The organism is Pseudomonas segetis (assembly GCF_900188155.1).
Taxonomy (GTDB): domain Bacteria; phylum Pseudomonadota; class Gammaproteobacteria; order Pseudomonadales; family Pseudomonadaceae; genus Aquipseudomonas; species Aquipseudomonas segetis.
In genome coordinates this window covers 124,727-142,192 of record NZ_FZOG01000004.1, presented here as the reverse complement: position 1 = coordinate 142,192, position 17,466 = coordinate 124,727, and the positions used below count along the sequence as shown (strand labels likewise).

The window sequence follows — 17,466 nt, the reverse complement described above, 5'->3', positions numbered from 1 at the left end:
AACTGCTGATCGGAGCATGGTCCATGTTGCTGTGCTCACTCCGCGCAATGCTGATCGGGCACTGATGACCCTACTGACTTCGCGGATAATCCCACCTAGGTATGCCCAAGCCCAGCCATCGAGCTGGGCAGCGGCAGTAGAAATAGTTCGAGCGCAGCGTTGGACAGGGGAACATCGATACTGCGAGCCTCGAAGTTACCGCGAGCTGGGCGCATCTCGTACAAACTGCGAAAGTATCTCCCGGATCGAGCAGCCCGGAATAACGATTGCCCGCGATGGCAAAGCCATCAGCGGGAAATCAAACGTCAGGCGGTGTGATTCAGCAGCCGCTCTGCGACGGTAGCGAAAGCGCTATAGCAGCTTTGGAAATCCGGCTTATCCGCGGTATAGAGCAGCGGCTTCAGGCGCTGCTCGAAGTTCGCCTTCAGCCCTTCGTGGTTAGCAGCAGAGGCCAAGCTTCGCCGAAGCACCGCGTATGGGGCCTGGTCAAACTCCGGATGCTGCCTGTTGAATTCCTCCACATCCTTTTGGACCAGAGCGGCAAAGATCTGGCAGGCGGGCTCTATTGCATCAGGCTGGCTCTCTGCGATACGCCAGACATCATAGACGTGGCGAACCAAGGCAGTATCAAATTCGCCGCGTTGATGTCCATCCCAGTTCCAGGCACAACGGCGCAGCAGCGACAGCACCTTTTCAGCCAACGTCTCTGCCACTGTGATACACGTCATGGGAAAGCGGCGGGGGGATTCGCGTTGGACGAACTGGTCCAGCATGTAGCCCATTTCGCGAATCTCAGCGGCCAGCATCGGTGGACGGTGTATCAGCTCAAGCTTGAGTTGGGGACGAAGCACGCCAGACACATCCTGAAAATGTGCACCATACGAAACCAACAGGCAGTAGTAGCGCCGGCTGTCGCGCATGACAGGGTTTTCTCCGTTGTCATGGACCACGTATTTAAAGCCCATGTCGGTCAAGCGGCGCTCAACCTCTTGGTGCAAATCCTTTAAACGCCCGCGAACTCCTTGTTTCAGCGTGTAGCCGTCCGGCGGTTCTTCCAGCATGACCTTGATGTCAATGTCTTCGGACATCCGGTGGATCAGACCGTGAGCTTTCGAAAGACAAGTGCCACCAGCAAAAATCAAACGTGTGGCGACGTCGATCGACGCCGGCGCGGGATCGCCCTTGCGACGATCCCTTTGGTTCGCAGTGTGTACTACCCGGATTTGAGCTAAAACACATAGTGCGTCAGTGATGTGCTGATCTTTTTCAGCTACGGCAGCGGGTAGGTTTCCCAGCATCCCGGCGGCGGCGGCATCTTCGATATCAGACCTAAGCTCGTCTGGAATTTTTCTCATAAGTTAAAGTGCTATTCCCTACCGTCACTTTCCGCGAAATGCGTCGCCGTCCAGTGCTGACAGTCGCCCCCATGGGAATCTGGGTCGATCTGCCGCTGTTGTACTCCGATACGAGCGAGCTTGGTTCCACTGAGATCTTGAGCTTGCGGAAAAGCTCCGCTGCGATCATTTCCAGCGTTCCCGCTGGGGTTGGTTTGCCGGTGAACTTGTTGATTCGAGTTTTGGCGAAGGCTCCCTTGCTTACGCGAACAAGCGTTCCCTCCGCCACAAAGCGAGCAAGCACTCGTCCGACCTGAGAGTCACTCCCCATCTTGGCAAAGTCCGAGCGCAAGACGACCACGCTTGTACGCTGCTTAATCGAGCGGTTCATGCGATCTTCAAGTTTCATACCTTACCTCCACTGTGAAGATATACATCACAAGGTGACTGTAGGCTCTAAAGGCCTTTTTTACCAGTGTTTAAAAGGGTTTTATGATACAAAAACTGCGCATTGATGCGCCAGTTTTCCATCGCAGCAGGTGGTCACCGGCGGCACCCTTGGGTAGAACGGTCGCGGTCCAGGCTGTATTCGCCGCCTGGGTAGCCAAGTGTGAACCGGCTCGTTTAACGGCCCAGGTGACGGCGCAGGGCTCGAATCATCCTGGTGCGCATGAAAGCGGTTGCGACTGACACCGCAAGCGCTATACCGCCCGCCAGTTCGCCGAAACGGACGAACGCAACGATGTTCACCAGGGCGAGAACCATAAGGCCGTAGAACTCGGCATTGGCCTTGCCGGCAGCCTGGGCCTGATGTTCGGTGAGCATCCACTTCGGCGACAGGCAGAAGGGGCATACGGACGACTGCGGGTCATGGCCGCCCACGGGTACTCCGCTGATGTAGAACGGCGCGCTGGTGATCACCTTTGGAACCATCATCTTCTTGCAGCACTGGCACTCAACTTTGCTCATGGCGTGAACCTGCTGGACTTGGCACATGCCTGAACATTACCCGAGCGCTGGTGAATCCCAAGCCACCGCCATGCGGGCCTGCAGGTGCCTGCAAGGTCAGTCAGTGTGATGTTTTTTATCGAGATGATCCGCGACCTTGTAGCCAATCACCGCCGCCAATCCCAACGTGCCGATTACGCCAATGAGCGCGTAAACCAGTAGCTCAATCGCGTCCATGTCTTGCTCCTTCTGGGCTGAAAATTTCCACAGAATCCAGCTTCTCACCTGCAGTGCCAATCCCAAGGATTTCTTCCTCCTGAAATCCCTTTCCGCCGGCACTTGGCTGATTAAATTCCAGAGCAATCGGCGCACCGCTCATATCCGCTGCGCGACACGTGTTCAAAAACATGCTCACACCACCTCTCTTGCTTATGGGAGTCTGACGGTTCACCTCACATAGAGGGAATCTGCCAATTTTTGCCGAAGGGGTGTCGCCGCTGTAGCCCGCATGGTTACTGGATTTCAGGCTATTCAGGGCGTCTTATACAGGTTAAGGGGTGTCGTAAAGGGGTGTTGTTGCCCAGGTAAGAGGTGTCGTGAAGGGGTGTTGCCGCTGTAACCGGTGTGGTTACTGGGTTTCAGGCTATTCAGGGCGTCTTGTACAGGTTAAGGGGTGTCGTGAGGAAGTGTCGTCGCTACAGTCCCGGGACTACGGGGCTTTCACAGTTACAATGTGCCGTATGACAGCGGCGGATCGACGACGGATGACGACAGAGAGTCTGAAGGCATTCGTCAGGCGCGCACTGTGACAACAAATGGTCGATAAATGACGACGCTCTGGGCTGAGCGAAAGGGCGTGTGCAATGAATGTGCAGCAGATGACGACCTAGGACTGCATCCCTGAACGCCGTATGGGTCAATAGGTAGAGGCGGGCCAAGAGTGCTCACTTGACCAGCCTGCAGTCTTGGTTGCCCGAGGAGAACCGAGGTCGAGCACGTGGTGTCGTGCTATGTCCTCCCGCAAGTCATAGGCGATGAAGCAATCCGCCTCGACTGGGGCTGGCCTGGCGGCGCGCATACCGCGAATCAATGACGCAGAGCGTCCTGCTTGGCCATCGTATCTGCGCGTTCAGCGTCTTTCAGCCATGCCTGAGCGATGGCCTCAAGCAGTGTGTTGGTACGTGCGAAATCCAACGAGGCATCAGCCCATTCTTGTGCTTGACGGGCCAAACTCCTCTCCTGATCACCGCCTTCCCCTATCGCTTTGCAAAACACACCTCGCATATTGAATCTTTCGATGCGAATCCCGAGTTCTACCTGAGAAGAAGCAAGCGTCTCGATGACATGTCTAACTGCTTCATGTGGCCATGCTCCATCCTTTGAGCTCAATGGTGCATGTGCCAAAACTTGGCCGATCAATTGATCAGTGATGTCCTGACGATTCTGCTCCGCTGCCAAGCGCTGGATCTCAAGACACCAGGCTAGTAGCGCATCCTGGTCGACATCTTGATCAGACTGACCTGGCAAGGACTTTAAGCTTTTCAATAAGCGATAAGCATTAGTGGCTCGGCTTTTCTGCAATGCAGAAGTCTCCACTGGTTTTTCGTCCTTGACTCTAAACACTTGACACACCATTTCCATGAAGAAGCAGGGCTGTTCAAGCAGCAATTTATGCAAGGCTTTTGGATCGTTGCGTAGCATCGGGAGGTAGGTAAACTCAAGACTCGCAATTTGTTCCAGCGTGGTGTCCGGTCGGTCGGCCAACTCACTAATGACTTTCTCAATGTCAAAGAAGTTGGTGGCCATACGATCGCCAGGCTGGGCGTTTTGCTCCTCAACGCCCTCGATTAGCAGCGCTACAACATCCTCTGTCGGAATCTCACCGAGTCTGCGGGATACGGCGCTCAAGCCGGCGACAGGACGCCCAACCTCTCGATACTTGCGGACTGCATGGAGCAGCTCATCGGTGCTTACTTCAAGCGGGTAGGGTGTTTTCAGAGACCAATAGGCTTTCGTTATCTCGTCTCCGAAGGACTCGATGTACAGCCATGTCTGCATATTTTCCGGGATACGTTCGATCATTCTAACTACACGATCAGAACCTAGGCCGACTCTCAGTACTGCCGAACGCGCCGCCTGCTTCCACTTATCTGAAAAGCGAGTGATTCCATCCGACATCACTGCTCCAGCAGCAAACTCTAGCTCCTGCACTGCGCTACTTAGCAGGCCAGTGAACAACGCGAGGCGCTCGTCGTAAGACATGTCAAGACGCAATGCGGAGTAAACCACGGAGTGCGGAATCTTGACGCGGCTCGTCATCTGCAAGATGCCCTGAACGCCCAGCGCCTCATACACCGCCTTCAGAGCCTGCAGACGGGCATCCTCCACAACCTTGGTTGGGTCAGCATCATCGTCATCAAGGCCGTCCACAGGCGGCATCCAATCGTCGAACAACCAAGTGTGGTTCTCTACTAATGCTTTAGGGGCATATCGGTCGACCAGGGCAGCCAAAAGCTCAATACGCTCATTCGGCATCGCCCAGTCTGTGGTCGAATATTTCTGGTGATGCTTGACCTCCAGATTCAGGGCTTTCCAGATTTGGGTTCTGTCGTCAGTGTCGACGGCGCTTAGCACTTCACCGAGCCGTTCGACAGCAGACTCGAAAGGAGCGTCATGGAAGGTCTGCATTGAGTTAATCAAGGAAACCCAGCGCTCCGCAATCGAACCTGCTTCATCTATCGCCAGTGCTATGATCTTGGCTTCACTCTCCCAGACCAGACCATAAGTCAGGGTCTCAGCGTGATCCTGCTCGTATTCCCGAAACTTCGGTTTTTCGGTTGGAGAGCTGGTATCCCCTGAACGGGGGAGCAAGCTAGTGAGCAGCGGCCAAGCAATGCTCGGGACAGCCTTGACCGTTGACTGCAGAACGGCCAACCGACGCTTTGTTCCCACAGATGTACTTGGTACCCAAGAGAGGAAGATTGCGCGCAGACTGTTGATAGGACGGTTGCTCAATTGGCCGCCCGGGTCGATTGCGGCAAGCTTGGCAAGGCACAGCACGGCCCTCTGAAAATAAAAGGCATTCCACGCGATTACTTCCAGTGCCCACAACAAACCGCAGTGGTATGTCACTGGTGTGAGCATTCCGGGGTGCTCGTCGAAAATGTGCCGGATTGACGGCGAGTCGCCCTCAAGCTGGCGCTCGAGGGCTTCAAGAAAAGGGCCAGGAGATGCCTCAGCAAGCAGCGCAAGATTTTGGTTCAGGCTTGCCATCAACGTATGGTTGGTCGACAAGCCGTGAATCGACCTAACCAAGACATCTACAAAAGCTTGCGGATCACCCCCCGCTACCGTGAAGCCAGCATGCTTATGCAGTACTGCCATATGTAGCAGCGTGGTCATCAATCCGTTTCTGAGTTGTTCGCTGTGCGAGGTTTCCAGGTCGCGCTTGTTGCGCAATACGAATGGTTCGTCTGCAGTCGGAGGCTTATGCGAGGCCACAGCCGACTCGAAAACAGTGGTCAAAGCCGCTTTGAATAGGTCAAGGTGCTTGCGTCCGACCCGAGGAGCAAGGTGCAGGAACGCGTCTACTGGGGCTTTTGTCGCCCACAAATTCTCAATGCGTTCGATGGGCGAATCCTGCATGACCAAGAATCTGAGCAGATCATCCTCGGTTTCGTCATAGGGTTTCTGGCTGAGCGAGCTGAGAACTTGTTGATCATGTTCGATATCACAGACCCATGCTCCTGCCAGCATTGCTGGTATTAATGCATCAGCCTCGCCGATCCATGTTGGCAACTCAGCGGTACCGCTAGGCTTCTGTCGAGCCAGGACCGCCAGGCTCCGACCACATTTGCGAGCAGTTTCGTACCCTTCGCTTTCAGACATCCCCATGCCGGTGAACGCTTTACCAAGTTGGGCGCTAGTCGGTCGCGTCAGCTCAACATGATCGCTCTTTTTGTCATCCGCCCCGGCACTTATCACTGTAGGGCCAGAAGTCTTGAGGAGTCCAACGCAGCTGCGCGCACCGTTTCTTGGAAGATAGATAAGGTTGCACGTGTTGACTAAGTGCCTAGCTGCATCCTCTGTCTCAACAACCAAGGTGCGAGCTTCGAGCGGTTTGCGCACAGTTTCGGGCGCCTTGCGAATAGCGGCGACTGCAAAGGCGATGACTTCATCGGTAGTGTCCGCAGCAAACGCCAAGCGTCCACTTCCCTGGGCCAGGTTTCGCAGCAAATCTTCAGCCTGGGATTCACGCCCTGCGAGCAGAACGTCTTCCGACAGTGCAGGATCAAAACGGTTGGAAAAGGACTGCCAGAACTCTTCCGTGCTGAGCACACCTTGTTGTGGTGCGCTCCTGAACTGGTAACGGGCCCATCGGGATGCTACAGCCGGACTTTGCCCAAGCCAATCCTCCAGCAATGGGCCATCAAGGTAGACGACACGCTTCCAATCCCCTTGGTTGTTCTTTTCATCAAGCCAGTCCTCAACCTTTACCTTGGGCGTGTCCCACGTCCTTGGCGATACGATGACTAGGGTGTGCTGAGCACGGGTTTCTGCATCCACCTCGGCGGTGCGCTTGTTATAGTCACCTTGTGCCTTAGTTTTGCCTGCGCCATTAGTCCCGAATTCCCAAATCGACTTTCCGTCTGGCACGAATGGAGAGGTTGAATCGACATCAAGGTAGCCATCAAACCCTCGGATTTGCCCCATGTCACCCTGCAGAAATCGAAGCCGCTTGACCCTCAAGGTTGTGGCCCAGATCAGGTCAGCCACCAGTTCGGGCATTTTATCCTTGGCTTGGAGGGTGTCGGCCCACTGCCCTAATTCAAGCGCGCTGATCCATTTCAACATATCTCTCCTTTCACATGGTGCAGCGGTGGTGGCCGAAATAGCGCGGCTCCTTAGCAGAAGCGCACTCTACCGCACGTCAGAATAAAACTGCCAGGTATGCAGCGGGTACAGACAGGCCTTGTGCCGAGCTCCCGAGCATCTAAAAAGAGTTATCTCCACTTGAGCGAAGAAAACTCCTCCCTGCCAGGGTAAGGCTACCTACAAAACCTGCAGAACTAGGTTTCGTAGGTTTTGTAGGTCGCCCCGCCGGCCTTTTTAATAAACAAGCTGGGTCGGAGCTACGTTTTTCGCCAGACATAGCGTGTCGATGGGCGGCCACCTTTTTCTCCGGCCACCTCGTAGCCAACGATGAAGTCGTGTTCAGCCAGAACTGCGAGCGCATTATTTACGGCATCCTGCGAACCCAATCCCGTCCAATCCTTCTGGCGCACTTCCCGTGCGGTAAACGGCTCGGGCAATTTCTGCTGACGTTCTAGGAGCAACCGTGCCCCGAGAAGTGGGGCGTTGATTGCCGCGCCCTACAGCCGCTGGGCATGGCTCATCAGGTAGTTTGCCCATTCAATGGCGCGGTCAGTGGACTCTGGACCCACAGCTTCCCGCCAACCTTCAATCAGCTCAAATAGCAGAGCCAAGCCCGCAATAGTTTTCGGCATTTTCAGATAATGGGATTGCAATGCCGGGTGAAGATGTTCGTTCCGGCTTTGTTGCATGTGACCGGTATACCAAACGTTAAATTTTTCCTGTGCTTCTGGGCTGAACCTGAGTGCAGTACGAGGCTCGGAGGGCAGCCGATCGAGGTGGTCAATAAGCTGTTCCACGCGCTGAGCGGCGTCTGTATCCGGCCAGCGGTCGACCAGACGCCATTCGCGCACATCGTCGGGGTATACGGCCAGTTGCAGGCGCTGAGTCAGGCCGTCATCCAGTTCGCCGCTGACGGCAGCGTTTACAAGAGATGCGATTCGTGAGGGTTGAATACCGCCGATTAACGACAAGCAACATGACTCGATGAAAATGTTGCCCCGGCCGATACGGTCGTAGGTGAATGAGCCGTTGCCATCGAAACACTCCAATAGAAGGCTCTCGCAACTGAGCCGTCTTCGCTCTGCATCGTTGCCAGCCAGCCCCCCAGCTCGTCACGCTCAAGTACTAGGCTGTTTGGATTCTCGTTGAGCAACTCGCCGAGTTTTTCGACCGTTGAGTCGTTGACGATGTAGCGACGCTGGATTGGAGCCTGGTTCTCGCTCGAGAGTCTATTCAGTTCTGCTAAAGCGGCGTCCTCGTCACCACCACCGAGAAGTTTTTTGGCTTTGGCCTTGGCTGCGTTGCGCTTCATGTCGAGCAGCTCGCTGCTGGCCTTGTGCTCGGCTTGAGCCTGGCCATAGCGCTCACGCTCTCTGGACTCTAAGTTGCGCAATGGAAGCATTGCCTGTTTGAGGGCTGGAGTTTTCATCGCAGACGGCCGCCCGATGATGACTCCCCACTGGTTGGGAACGACCATCCAGTCATCGTGTTGTTTCGGGTGGATGGTGAATTTGCGCCCGACTACAGTGCTGACAGCCACTACAAGCGCGACTCCAACAAAATCAGGCGGGCACTGGGTGCGCTCAGCGATATCCCGCACGTATTCCTGAAGAGCAGTAGGCAGCAGTTCGTCATGCCAGGGGTCAGGTATGAGGCAAGTGCCCGCTCGGGCATCTCTGCCAAGAACGACGGTATCTGCTCGTGCGTGCTCATTGGTCCTCTCTCTCAGCGAGATCCAGAGGGGTTCCATCACGCTCGCTGATCTTTCTCTCCAACCAGGCCTCTACCTCTGCGACGACGAAGTAAACGCCAGCCTGTTTGCTCGGTCCAAATTTGATGGGGCGCGGGAAGCTGGGATCGGTTTCGCGCAGCTTTTCAAGGCCCGAGCGGCTCTTATCAAAGCAGTGCTGCAGAGAGATGTGGCTGATCAGGTACTTCTTGGGGGCATGTGTCGGCATTTGTGGGTCTCTGTGTGTAAGCCGACACAGATTTAATACCCCTGACAGACCGCTGTGGCGCGATTTCAAACCGGAAAAGCGTCGGAAAGCGCTTTGCCTGATGTGAGGTAAAGATGACAGTCGCGGATGGGCTTCGCGGGAAGGGAGGCTGTCATAAAGCTGGCATTACCCAACCAAAACGGCCCTAAGAGACACAAAAAAGGCACTGTGGCTATTCGCTAAGTGCCTGATTTATAAAGCTAAATTGGTGGAGCCGGGGGGATTTGAACCCCCGTCCGCCAGTTCTCCGCTGTCGGTTCTACATGCTTAGCCGTGTCTATTAAGTTAACCCTTGGCCGCCCGACGGGCAGGGTGCTTTGGGCGAGTTGTGTAAGTTTTAGCCACTTCGTCCACAACGTACTACGCGGCGATTCTGTTCTATATGACAATCATTTCGGGTTTACAGACATCCCCTAATGATTGCTGGAGCCGAAGCTACCAGAAGTGCGACTAGGCTGCTTACGCAGCTAGTTGGGCACCGTAATTGTCATCATTGGCAATTATAAAGTTTGCAACAGTGGATTTACGAGTTCTGTTACCCACTCGGCATGCCCCTCGAGTTTCGCTACCGGCGTCGAATCCTAATCGGCCCCAAACGGTGGTGCGTCTCTAAGACCGCTCTAGTGTACGACAAAGCCCCTGTGTGCGTCGACCGCCAATACTTGATTGCTGAGTCGCCCGCTCTGATGCATGTATGATGGCGGCTGCTAGCCATTGGGTCTTCAGGAAGAGGCAAGGGTATGTCATCACGGGTATCGCCCTATCCGCTGCGCCAATGGATATGGCGGGCATTTGTACAGAGCTCGCTGATTCCGCTGGTGCTGGTCGAGTGTGTTTTGATTGCTGTCTACATGCTGAGCAATTCGGCAATACGTGAAGCGCAGATGGGCTATCTGCGTGAAAATGCGCTTAGCCAGTTGTCGACCTCCGTCGACCGCGAGCGGCAGGTGATCGAGAGTCGCTTGAGGGGCGTGCAGGTTCAGGTTGAACTGCTACGCGATGCAACCTTGCAGGCGCTGCAGGACAAGGATTTCAAGCCGGATGCCCTTGAGCTTAATCGCTATCGAACCACCCCTGAAGGTATTTACTACTCCCAAGCACTGAAAAACCGTGCGGCATCGTTTTACTCAAACCTGACCCCCTTGGCGCAACAAGATCACGAGAAGGTCCTGCGACTCGCCCAGATTGACCCGCTCCTGCGCTCCATTCATGCGGCGAACCCGACCGTGGCGGCGGCCTATTTCAATACCTGGGACAGCTACAACCGGATTTACCCCTCTATCGATACGCTTGCGCAATACCCGCGTGACTTCGATATGACCAAGTTCAACTTCTATTACAAGGCTGACGCCGAACACAACCCGCAGCGCAAGACGGTGTGGACCGATATTTATCTCGATCCTGCGGGTCAGGGTTGGGTGATGTCGGCGATTGCGCCGGTGTATCGCGGCGACTTTCTTGAGGGCGTGGCTGGCCTGGATGTCACTGTCAGTGAGTTGATCGAGGAAGTCAGCGATTTGATTGTGCCCTGGAATGGCTATTCCGTGCTTATCGGGCCGCAAAACACCATCATGGTGCTGCCCAAGGCGGGTGAGCAGGATTTTGGCCTGGAGGAGCTTACCGAGGCGTCCTACAGTGGTGCGGTTAGTGCTGAAGTATTGAAGCCCAAGCGCTTCAGCTTGACTGGCCGCAAAGATATGCAATCTCTGCTGGCAGCCATGGAGCAGGGTGATAGCTCGGTGACCGAGACCTATTTAAATGGCCGCAAGCAGTTGGTTGCATGGAGTGAGGTCAAGCAAACGGGTTGGAAGCTGCTATTGGTGGTAGATGAGGTCAATATCTTTCGCGAGACCAACCGTATCGCCAGTCACTACCAGAGTATCGGCTACCTGATGATTGTCGGTTTGCTGCTGTTCTACTTGTTGTTTTTTGGCTGGATGTGGCTGCGCTCCAAGCGGTTGAGCGCTTTGTTGATTGATCCGATTGATGCAATCGTAGGAATGCTGCGTCAACTCGGTGGCGGGCAATACAAGCTGCAAGCGGTGCACAGCGAAATCAACGAACTGGAGTCAATCTCAACCGCGGTGCTACAGACTGCCGAGCAACTGCAGGCGAGCGAGATCAAGCGCCAGGAAGCTCAAGGCATACTGCAGCTAGTGCTTGAGAGCACGACCGAGAGCTTGTGGGAAGTAGACAGGCAGATGCTGACGATCAGGGTCAGCGAGCGGTTTCGCAAGCGTTTTGGGCTGCCGGCTCAGATGGTCACCTTTACTGATTTCAACCAGCGCTTGCACCCTAATGATGTTGAGCGCCTGCGTCATTTGCGCGAGCGGTTTTCCCAAAGTGATCAAGAACATTTTGAGGCGGAATACCGTTATGCCGATGCACAGGGTAACTACGTCTGGTTGCTCAGCCGCGGCAAGGTGCTGGAGCGGGACGAGCAGGGCCATGCCACTCGTATTGCCGGTACCTATGTCGATGTGACGCGGCTCAAGCTCGCCCAGGAAGAGCTGCGCAGCGCCACATTGGAAGCGCAGTCTGCCAGTCAGGCCAAAAGCCGGTTCCTGTCGAGCATGAGTCATGAGTTGCGAACGCCGCTCAATGCAATCCAGGGGTTTGCCCAACTGATTGAACTCGATACCCAAGGCAAGCCAGGCCGCCAGCAAGAGGCTGACTACGCGCAGGAAATCGTCAACGCCAGCCGGCACCTGACTTCACTGGTCGATGACATTCTTGATCTGTCGAGCATTGAAAGTCGTACCCAGCAATTGCGCATGGAGGCTGTCGACGTTTCCGCCCTGCTACATGGTTGCGCTGAATTGCTCCAGCCTGAAGCGCGGCGTCGTGAGTTGAACATCGATGTGGACATTAACAAGGATGTGTCGCTGTACGTATTCGCAGATGTGCGCAGAGCCCGGCAAGTACTGCTCAATTTCTTGTCTAACGCGATCAAGTACAACGCTCCGCCGGGCAGTATCAGGCTTGGCTACGAGGTGCGTTCCGACTCGGTGCGGTTGTGGGTTTGCGACAGCGGTGATGGGTTGAGCGAGGAGCAGGTCAAGCAGCTGTTCGAACCCTTCCAGCGGCTCGGTCGAGAAAGCTCGAACATTCCTGGCACAGGTATAGGGCTGGTGCTCTGTCGCGAGCTTGCCCATTTGATGGGGGGGGAGATCGGCGTTACCAGCGAGCTGGGGCAGGGCAGCTGTTTCTGGATTGATCTACAGAGCGCCGGAAAGCCGAGCGAGCGCCAGGATGACGGCTCGCTGGCACAGCAAATACCGCTGGTGCTCTGTGTCGATAACAACCTGGCCATGGCGCAGCTCGCCAATGATGTCTTGCAGGGCTTGGCCAATGTGCGTGGCGCCAGCAGTGCCCAGCAGGCCTTGACTGCGCTCGATGAAGAGCTGCCCGACCTGCTGCTGTTGGACCTCGATTTACCCACTCCAGGCGAGGGTCTGAAGCTGCTCGGCAGTATCCACGGTAATCCGGCGTTCACTGGTTTGCCGATCATCGTGATTAGTGGGCAGTCTGATGAGCATCTTTTTGCACAGGCGCGGGTGCTGGGTGCCCGGGCGTGCATGGCCAAGCCGGTGGAGCTCAAGACCTTGCGTCGTCTGCTGTTGTCGTCGCTGCACCTTGTAAATCAAGCGGCTCGTTTATGAGCCCTGTAATGCGGGGTGCTGCAGCTGTGCAAGGTGTGTGGTGCTGGCATAAAAAAGCCAGCATTCAAGCTGGCTTTCTAACGCTGGTGGCGGGGTAACCCGCCACCTGTCGTGGCGCAGTGTTTAGCCTGCGTCGGTATTGGTGTCGCCATTGGGGCCTTTGAGCATCTGCAGTGCTTGTTCCGCATGGCTACCGCATTCTTTCAAATCGCCAGCAGCCTGGGCTTCCTTGGCTGCTTTCAAATGCTCTTCGACCTGCTCTTTCAGCGGGGAGCCCAGCGTGCTGATAACGGCTGAGTTGTCGGTCAGTTTTTGCAGGTTAACGTCACATAGGTCATCTGCTGCAAATACCGGTGCTGTCAGGGCGGCTGCAACAACAAAAGCTGAAATACGTTTCATGATAGTCATCCTTTTCAGTGGTTGATCCCGTGAGCTGACTCAGTCACGCCTACGGAGATTCTCAAGCCAATTTTCAAGAGCTCACTGAAAATGACCCTGTCCACTGATCGAAAGTTCAGATTTTTCCAATTGCCAGGCTTTGGTTGCGGGGGCGACGATTGAGCACATAAAGCCGCACACTTGTGGTCGCAAGTGTGCGGCAAAGGCTTAAATCGAGCGTGGTCGGGAAACCCGGTCAACCAGGTAGACCAGGCCGTGATAGTCAATTCCGGCATGATGGCTCAGGCCAATTTCGCAGGTGCGGCTGGTCGAAATGCCCTCATCGCAGATCTGCACAGCGTCTTTCAAGTCACGCAGCGAGTGGCTGTTGAGCTCCGGTGTTGTAAAGCCCTTGTCACCGGCAAAGCCACAGCAGTGAATGCCTTCTGGAATGACAACCTGGGTTGCGCAGCGCCTGGCAATGTCGATCAAGCCCTGGGCTTCCCCCAGATGTTGAGTGCTGCAGGTCACGTGCAAGGCAATGGGCTTGGCTTGTGGGGTTATTTCCAGGCGATCAAGCAAATGCTCGCGAATGAATTTCACCGGGTCATGCAGATTGAGCCGTGGATCGATGCCGTCCTGGATCAGGCGTAGCGTGCAGGGGCTGGTGTCGCAGTAGATTGGATCAAGCCCGCCACGGCTGGCTTCGAGCAATGCATTGACCAGCTCGGTTCGCTTGCGTTCGGCTTGTTCAGGGTAACCTTTGGAGGCGAAAGGCTGGCCGCAGCAGAGGTTTTCCTGGGCGTCGGGGAACACAACCTGATAGCCGGCTTTCTCCAGCAGGCTGCGGGTCTTGTCGATCAGTGGCATTTGCTCGCTGTCACTGAATGCCGGACCCATGGCGCGTGAAACGCAAGCAGCCAGGTAGACCACGCGAGGGCGGGCATCATTGGCTGGGGGATGGACGCGTATGGGGCGTACCGCTTGGGGCATGGCTGGCGTCCATTGTGGAATCCGCTGTCTGGATACATGGCTCAAGCGAGTGGAGAGGCTTTGCAGGCGTGGCGCTCCGAGAAGCTTGCGAACACCGTTGGCCAGTGTCAACGTGGCCCGCGTGCCATTGAGTGCAGTCTCGAAGTGATCGGCAAGCCAATTGGCGGTGCGGGCATGTGTGGCCTCTCCGGCGCGCAACTTACGCACAAGGTCGCCCGTGTTGATGCCTACGGGGCAGCGCTGCGCGCACAAGCCAGTGGCTGCGCAGGTGTCGATGCCCTGATAGTGATAGTCCCGCTCAAGCGCCGTGGTATCGAGGCCTGCACGTTTTTTGGCCTGGATATCACGCCAGATAACAATGCGCTGGCGCGGGCTCAGGGTCAGGCCTTTTGAGGGGCAAACCGGTTCACAGAAACCGCACTCGATGCACTTGTCGACTATCTCATCGGCCGCCGGTAATGGCTTGAGGTGCTTCAAGTGAATCTGCGGGTCGGTGCTGAGCACAACATCCGGGTTGAGGATGCCTTGTGGGTCGAGCAGGCGCTTGATTTGCCACATCAATTGATGCGCATCGCGGCCCCATTCCAATTCAACGAACGGCGCCATGTTGCGGCCGGTGCCGTGTTCTGCCTTGAGCGAGCCACCGAATTCCACCGCCACCAATTGGGCCACGTCTTGCATGAAGACTTCGTAGCGGGCCACTTGCTCGGGTGAATCAAATGCCTGGGTGAAGACGAAGTGCAGGTTGCCCTCGAGTGCGTGGCCAAAGATGATGGCTTCGCTGTAGGCATGTTTGTCGAACAGCCCAAGCAGGCGATTAACCCCTTCTGCAAGCTGTTCGACCGGAAAGGTGACGTCCTCGATGATGACAGTGGTGCCTGTCTCGCGCACGGCGCCCACGGCCGGGAAGGTGTCTTTGCGGATTTTCCACAGCTGGTTGTAGACCAGTGGGTCGCTGCTGAACTCGACCTGTTTTTCCACCGGGAAATGGCTGATGGAGGCGCTGATCTGGCTCAGTTGCTCGGCCAGCAAGCTCTCGCCCGCGGCGCGCGCCTCAATCAATAATGCGCAGGCGTTGGCGGACAGCGCCTTGACCCACTCTGGCATGCCTTTTTGGTTCTCGACCGAGCGCAGGCTGCGGCGGTCGAGCAGCTCGACGGCGGACACCGGCTGGTTTTTCAGGACAGTGACCGCGCGGCAGCAGGTCTCGACATCCGGGAATACGATCAAGGCGCTGGCTTTGTGCGGATGATCCGGCACCGTGTCGTAAGTGACTGAACTGATAAAGCCCAGGGTGCCTTCGGAGCCGACCATCAGGTGGCTGAGGATATCGAGCGGCTGATCGAAGTCGACCAGTGCGTTGAGTGACAGGCCGGTGGTGTTCTTCAGCCGATACTTGTGGCGGATCTTTGCCGCCAGCTCGGTATTGGCCCGGGTTTGTTGGCCTAGCGCTTTAAGTTGAGCAAGCAGCTCGGTATGGCTTTGTTGAAAGCGCTCAACACTGGCCTGGTCTTCGCTGTCGAACACGCTGCCGTCAGCCAATACCAGGCGAATACCGGCGAGTGTGTGATAACTATTTTGCGCCGTACCGCAGCACATGCCGCTGGCGTTGTTGGCGACTATGCCACCGATCTTGCAGGCATTGATTGAGGCCGGGTCTGGGCCGATCTTGCGTTGGAATGGCGCCAGGACCATATTCGCCTGGGCGCCGATGACGCCGGGCTGCAGGCGAATCTGCGCCCCTTGCTGACGCACTTCCCGTGCGTTCCAGTTGTCACCCAATACGATCAGTACCGAGTCGCTAAGGGCCTGGCCGGAAAGGCTGGTGCCTGCCGCACGGAACGTCACCGCCACTTGATGCGTGGCGGCAGACTTCAACAGCTCGACGACTTCTGCCTCTGACTCGACCCGTACCACCAGCTTGGGAACCAGGCGGTAGAAACTGGCGTCCGTGCCAAATGCCAGTGTCGAGAGCGGGTCATCAAACAGGCGCTCGGTCGGAATCAGGCGTTTAACTTCAGTCAGGAATGCAGCAGGCAGGCTCATGCGAGCTCCGTGGGTCATCGGTAGTTGAACGCTGGCATTGGGGCTGGCATGAGCCCCAGTGCCGGGTTTTTATAAGGTTTCAGCGGCCTAGTTCACGCACCAGTGATTCCGCACTGATCTCGCTGATGGATTTAGCGCCAGTGAGCACCATTGCCACGCGCATCTCCTTTTCGATCAGGTCGAGCAGATTGCGTACGCCAGCTTCACCTGCTACCGACAGTGCATAAAGGAAGGCGCGACCGAGCATTACGCAATCTGCGCCCAGGGCGACCATGCGTACTACATCGAGGCCATTGCGGATGCCCGAGTCGGCAAGGATTTTCAGGTCGCCCTTGACCGCGTCGGCAATGGCTGGAAGCGCACGGGCGCTGGAGAGCACGCCATCGAGCTGGCGACCGCCGTGGTTGGAGACGACGATGCCGTCGGCGCCGAACTTGACCGCATCCTTGGCGTCTTCCGGGTCAAGGATGCCCTTGATGATCATCGGGCCGTCCCAGAAATCACGAATCCACTCCAGGTCTTTCCAGGAGATCGATGGGTCGAAGTTGTTCGCCAGCCAGCCGATATAGTCGGCCAGCCCGGTTGGGTTGCCACGGTAGGTCGAGATATTGCCCAGGTCATGGGGGCGACCCAGCAAGCCAACATCGAGCGCCCAGGAGGGGTGAGTCACAGCTTGCAACATGCGCCGTGCCGCTGCGTTCGGGCCGCTCATGCCAGAGTGGGCATCACGGTAGCGCGCGCCTGGAGTTGGCATGTCAACGGTAAACACCAGGGTGGTAACCCCGGCGGCCTTGGCGCGCTCAAGGGCGTTTTTCATGAAACCGCGGTCTTTCAATACATACAGCTGGAACCACATGGGGCGGTTGATCGCCGGGGCGACTTCCTCGATCGGGCACACCGAAACGGTCGACAGGGTAAACGGAATGCCCTTGGCATCGGCCGCGCGCGCGGCTTGAACCTCGCCGCGACGGGCGAACATACCGCACAGGCCGACAGGTGCTATCGCCACGGGCATCGACAGGGTTTCATTGAACAGCGTGGTTTCCAGGCTGAGTTCGGACATGTTGCGCAGCACCCGTTGGCGCAGGGCGATGTCGGCCAGGTCGGAAACGTTGCGGCGCAGCGTGTGCTCGGCGTAAGCGCCGCCGTCGGCGTAGTGGAACAAAAATGGTGGAAGCTTGCGTTGGGCAGCAGCGCGGTAATCAGTAGAGGCAGAGATAATCATCAATAAAG

Annotated in this window: 11 protein-coding genes, 1 other RNA gene and 1 pseudogene; 1 reads left to right on the top strand and 12 read right to left on the bottom strand. The window is 56.4% G+C overall.

Going from position 1 to position 17,466, the window contains the following annotated elements; translation table 11 throughout:
• Positions 1–305: 305 nt before the first annotated feature.
• The 9 genes and pseudogenes from CHB79_RS14525 to ssrA all read right to left on the bottom strand — a co-directional run bounded on the left by CHB79_RS14525 (position 306) and on the right by ssrA (position 9,747).
• Positions 306–1,355 carry a nucleotidyl transferase AbiEii/AbiGii toxin family protein gene (locus tag CHB79_RS14525; protein WP_089360449.1) on the bottom strand — a complete coding sequence of 350 codons (1,050 nt, stop codon included), beginning with the start codon at positions 1,353–1,355 and terminating at the stop codon, positions 306–308.
• The gene (locus tag CHB79_RS14520; RefSeq protein WP_089360448.1) at positions 1,330–1,743 is read right to left on the bottom strand and encodes a DUF6088 family protein; all 414 of its coding nucleotides are present in this window, start codon (positions 1,741–1,743) and stop codon (positions 1,330–1,332) included. Before CHB79_RS14520 ends, CHB79_RS14525 begins: the two co-directional genes overlap by 26 nt.
• A gap of 215 nt (positions 1,744–1,958) precedes the next feature.
• Positions 1,959–2,303 (bottom strand): hypothetical protein, encoded by a 345-nt coding sequence (locus CHB79_RS14515; protein WP_089360447.1) that lies wholly within the window; start codon positions 2,301–2,303, stop codon positions 1,959–1,961.
• A 202-nt stretch (positions 2,304–2,505) separates the two neighbouring features.
• Entirely contained in the window at positions 2,506–2,691 is a 186-nt protein-coding gene (locus CHB79_RS21925) for a hypothetical protein (protein ID WP_141133428.1), read from the bottom strand.
• Between the two features lie 677 nt (positions 2,692–3,368).
• A complete protein-coding gene (locus CHB79_RS22060; protein ID WP_176443196.1) occupies positions 3,369–7,136 on the bottom strand; it encodes a hypothetical protein in 3,768 nt (1,255 codons plus the stop codon).
• Between the two features lie 278 nt (positions 7,137–7,414).
• Positions 7,415–7,618, bottom strand: a complete 204-nt coding sequence (locus CHB79_RS22055; RefSeq protein ID WP_176443195.1) for a hypothetical protein — start codon at positions 7,616–7,618, stop codon at positions 7,415–7,417.
• A 36-nt stretch (positions 7,619–7,654) separates the two neighbouring features.
• Positions 7,655–8,907 (bottom strand): annotated as a pseudogene (locus CHB79_RS22220) (YfjI family protein).
• On the bottom strand, positions 8,867–9,115 hold the full coding sequence (locus CHB79_RS14495; RefSeq protein WP_089360445.1) for a helix-turn-helix transcriptional regulator: 249 nt from the start codon (positions 9,113–9,115) through the stop codon (positions 8,867–8,869). Before CHB79_RS14495 ends, CHB79_RS22220 begins: the two are co-directional and overlap by 41 nt.
• Positions 9,116–9,360: 245 nt before the next feature.
• Positions 9,361–9,747, bottom strand: a transfer-messenger RNA (tmRNA) gene (gene ssrA, locus CHB79_RS14490).
• Between the two features lie 147 nt (positions 9,748–9,894).
• Between ssrA and CHB79_RS14485 the strand changes: the two genes are divergently transcribed.
• Positions 9,895–12,816: an ATP-binding protein gene (locus CHB79_RS14485; RefSeq protein ID WP_089360444.1), complete on the top strand. Its 2,922-nt coding sequence runs from the start codon at positions 9,895–9,897 to the stop codon at positions 12,814–12,816.
• A 123-nt stretch (positions 12,817–12,939) separates the two neighbouring features.
• Here the strand turns inward: CHB79_RS14485 and CHB79_RS14480 are convergent, their stop codons facing one another.
• The 3 genes from CHB79_RS14480 to lldD form a co-directional block, all read right to left on the bottom strand.
• Positions 12,940–13,215: a hypothetical protein gene (locus tag CHB79_RS14480; RefSeq protein WP_089360443.1), complete on the bottom strand. Its 276-nt coding sequence runs from the start codon at positions 13,213–13,215 to the stop codon at positions 12,940–12,942.
• Between the two features lie 207 nt (positions 13,216–13,422).
• On the bottom strand, positions 13,423–16,233 hold the full coding sequence (locus CHB79_RS14475; RefSeq protein WP_089360442.1) for an FAD-binding and (Fe-S)-binding domain-containing protein: 2,811 nt from the start codon (positions 16,231–16,233) through the stop codon (positions 13,423–13,425).
• Between the two features lie 79 nt (positions 16,234–16,312).
• Positions 16,313–17,458, bottom strand: a complete 1,146-nt coding sequence (lldD, locus tag CHB79_RS14470; protein WP_010487521.1) for an FMN-dependent L-lactate dehydrogenase LldD — start codon at positions 17,456–17,458, stop codon at positions 16,313–16,315.
• Between the last annotated feature and the right edge of the window lie 8 nt (positions 17,459–17,466).

What these genes read in the sequence shown, in the direction of transcription:
- CHB79_RS14525 (WP_089360449.1), bottom strand. Translation starts at nt 1,355, where the DNA reads ATGAGAAAAATTCCAGACGAGCTTAGGTCTGATATCGAAGATGCCGCC.
- CHB79_RS14520 (WP_089360448.1), bottom strand. Translation starts at nt 1,743, where the DNA reads ATGAAACTTGAAGATCGCATGAACCGCTCGATTAAGCAGCGTACAAGC.
- CHB79_RS14515 (WP_089360447.1), bottom strand. Translation starts at nt 2,303, where the DNA reads ATGAGCAAAGTTGAGTGCCAGTGCTGCAAGAAGATGATGGTTCCAAAG.
- CHB79_RS21925 (WP_141133428.1), bottom strand. Translation starts at nt 2,691, where the DNA reads ATGTTTTTGAACACGTGTCGCGCAGCGGATATGAGCGGTGCGCCGATT.
- CHB79_RS22060 (WP_176443196.1), bottom strand. Translation starts at nt 7,136, where the DNA reads ATGTTGAAATGGATCAGCGCGCTTGAATTAGGGCAGTGGGCCGACACC.
- CHB79_RS14495 (WP_089360445.1), bottom strand. Translation starts at nt 9,115, where the DNA reads ATGCCGACACATGCCCCCAAGAAGTACCTGATCAGCCACATCTCTCTG.
- CHB79_RS14485 (WP_089360444.1), top strand. Translation starts at nt 9,895, where the DNA reads ATGTCATCACGGGTATCGCCCTATCCGCTGCGCCAATGGATATGGCGG.
- CHB79_RS14480 (WP_089360443.1), bottom strand. Translation starts at nt 13,215, where the DNA reads ATGAAACGTATTTCAGCTTTTGTTGTTGCAGCCGCCCTGACAGCACCG.
- CHB79_RS14475 (WP_089360442.1), bottom strand. Translation starts at nt 16,233, where the DNA reads ATGAGCCTGCCTGCTGCATTCCTGACTGAAGTTAAACGCCTGATTCCG.
- lldD (WP_010487521.1), bottom strand. Translation starts at nt 17,458, where the DNA reads ATGATTATCTCTGCCTCTACTGATTACCGCGCTGCTGCCCAACGCAAG.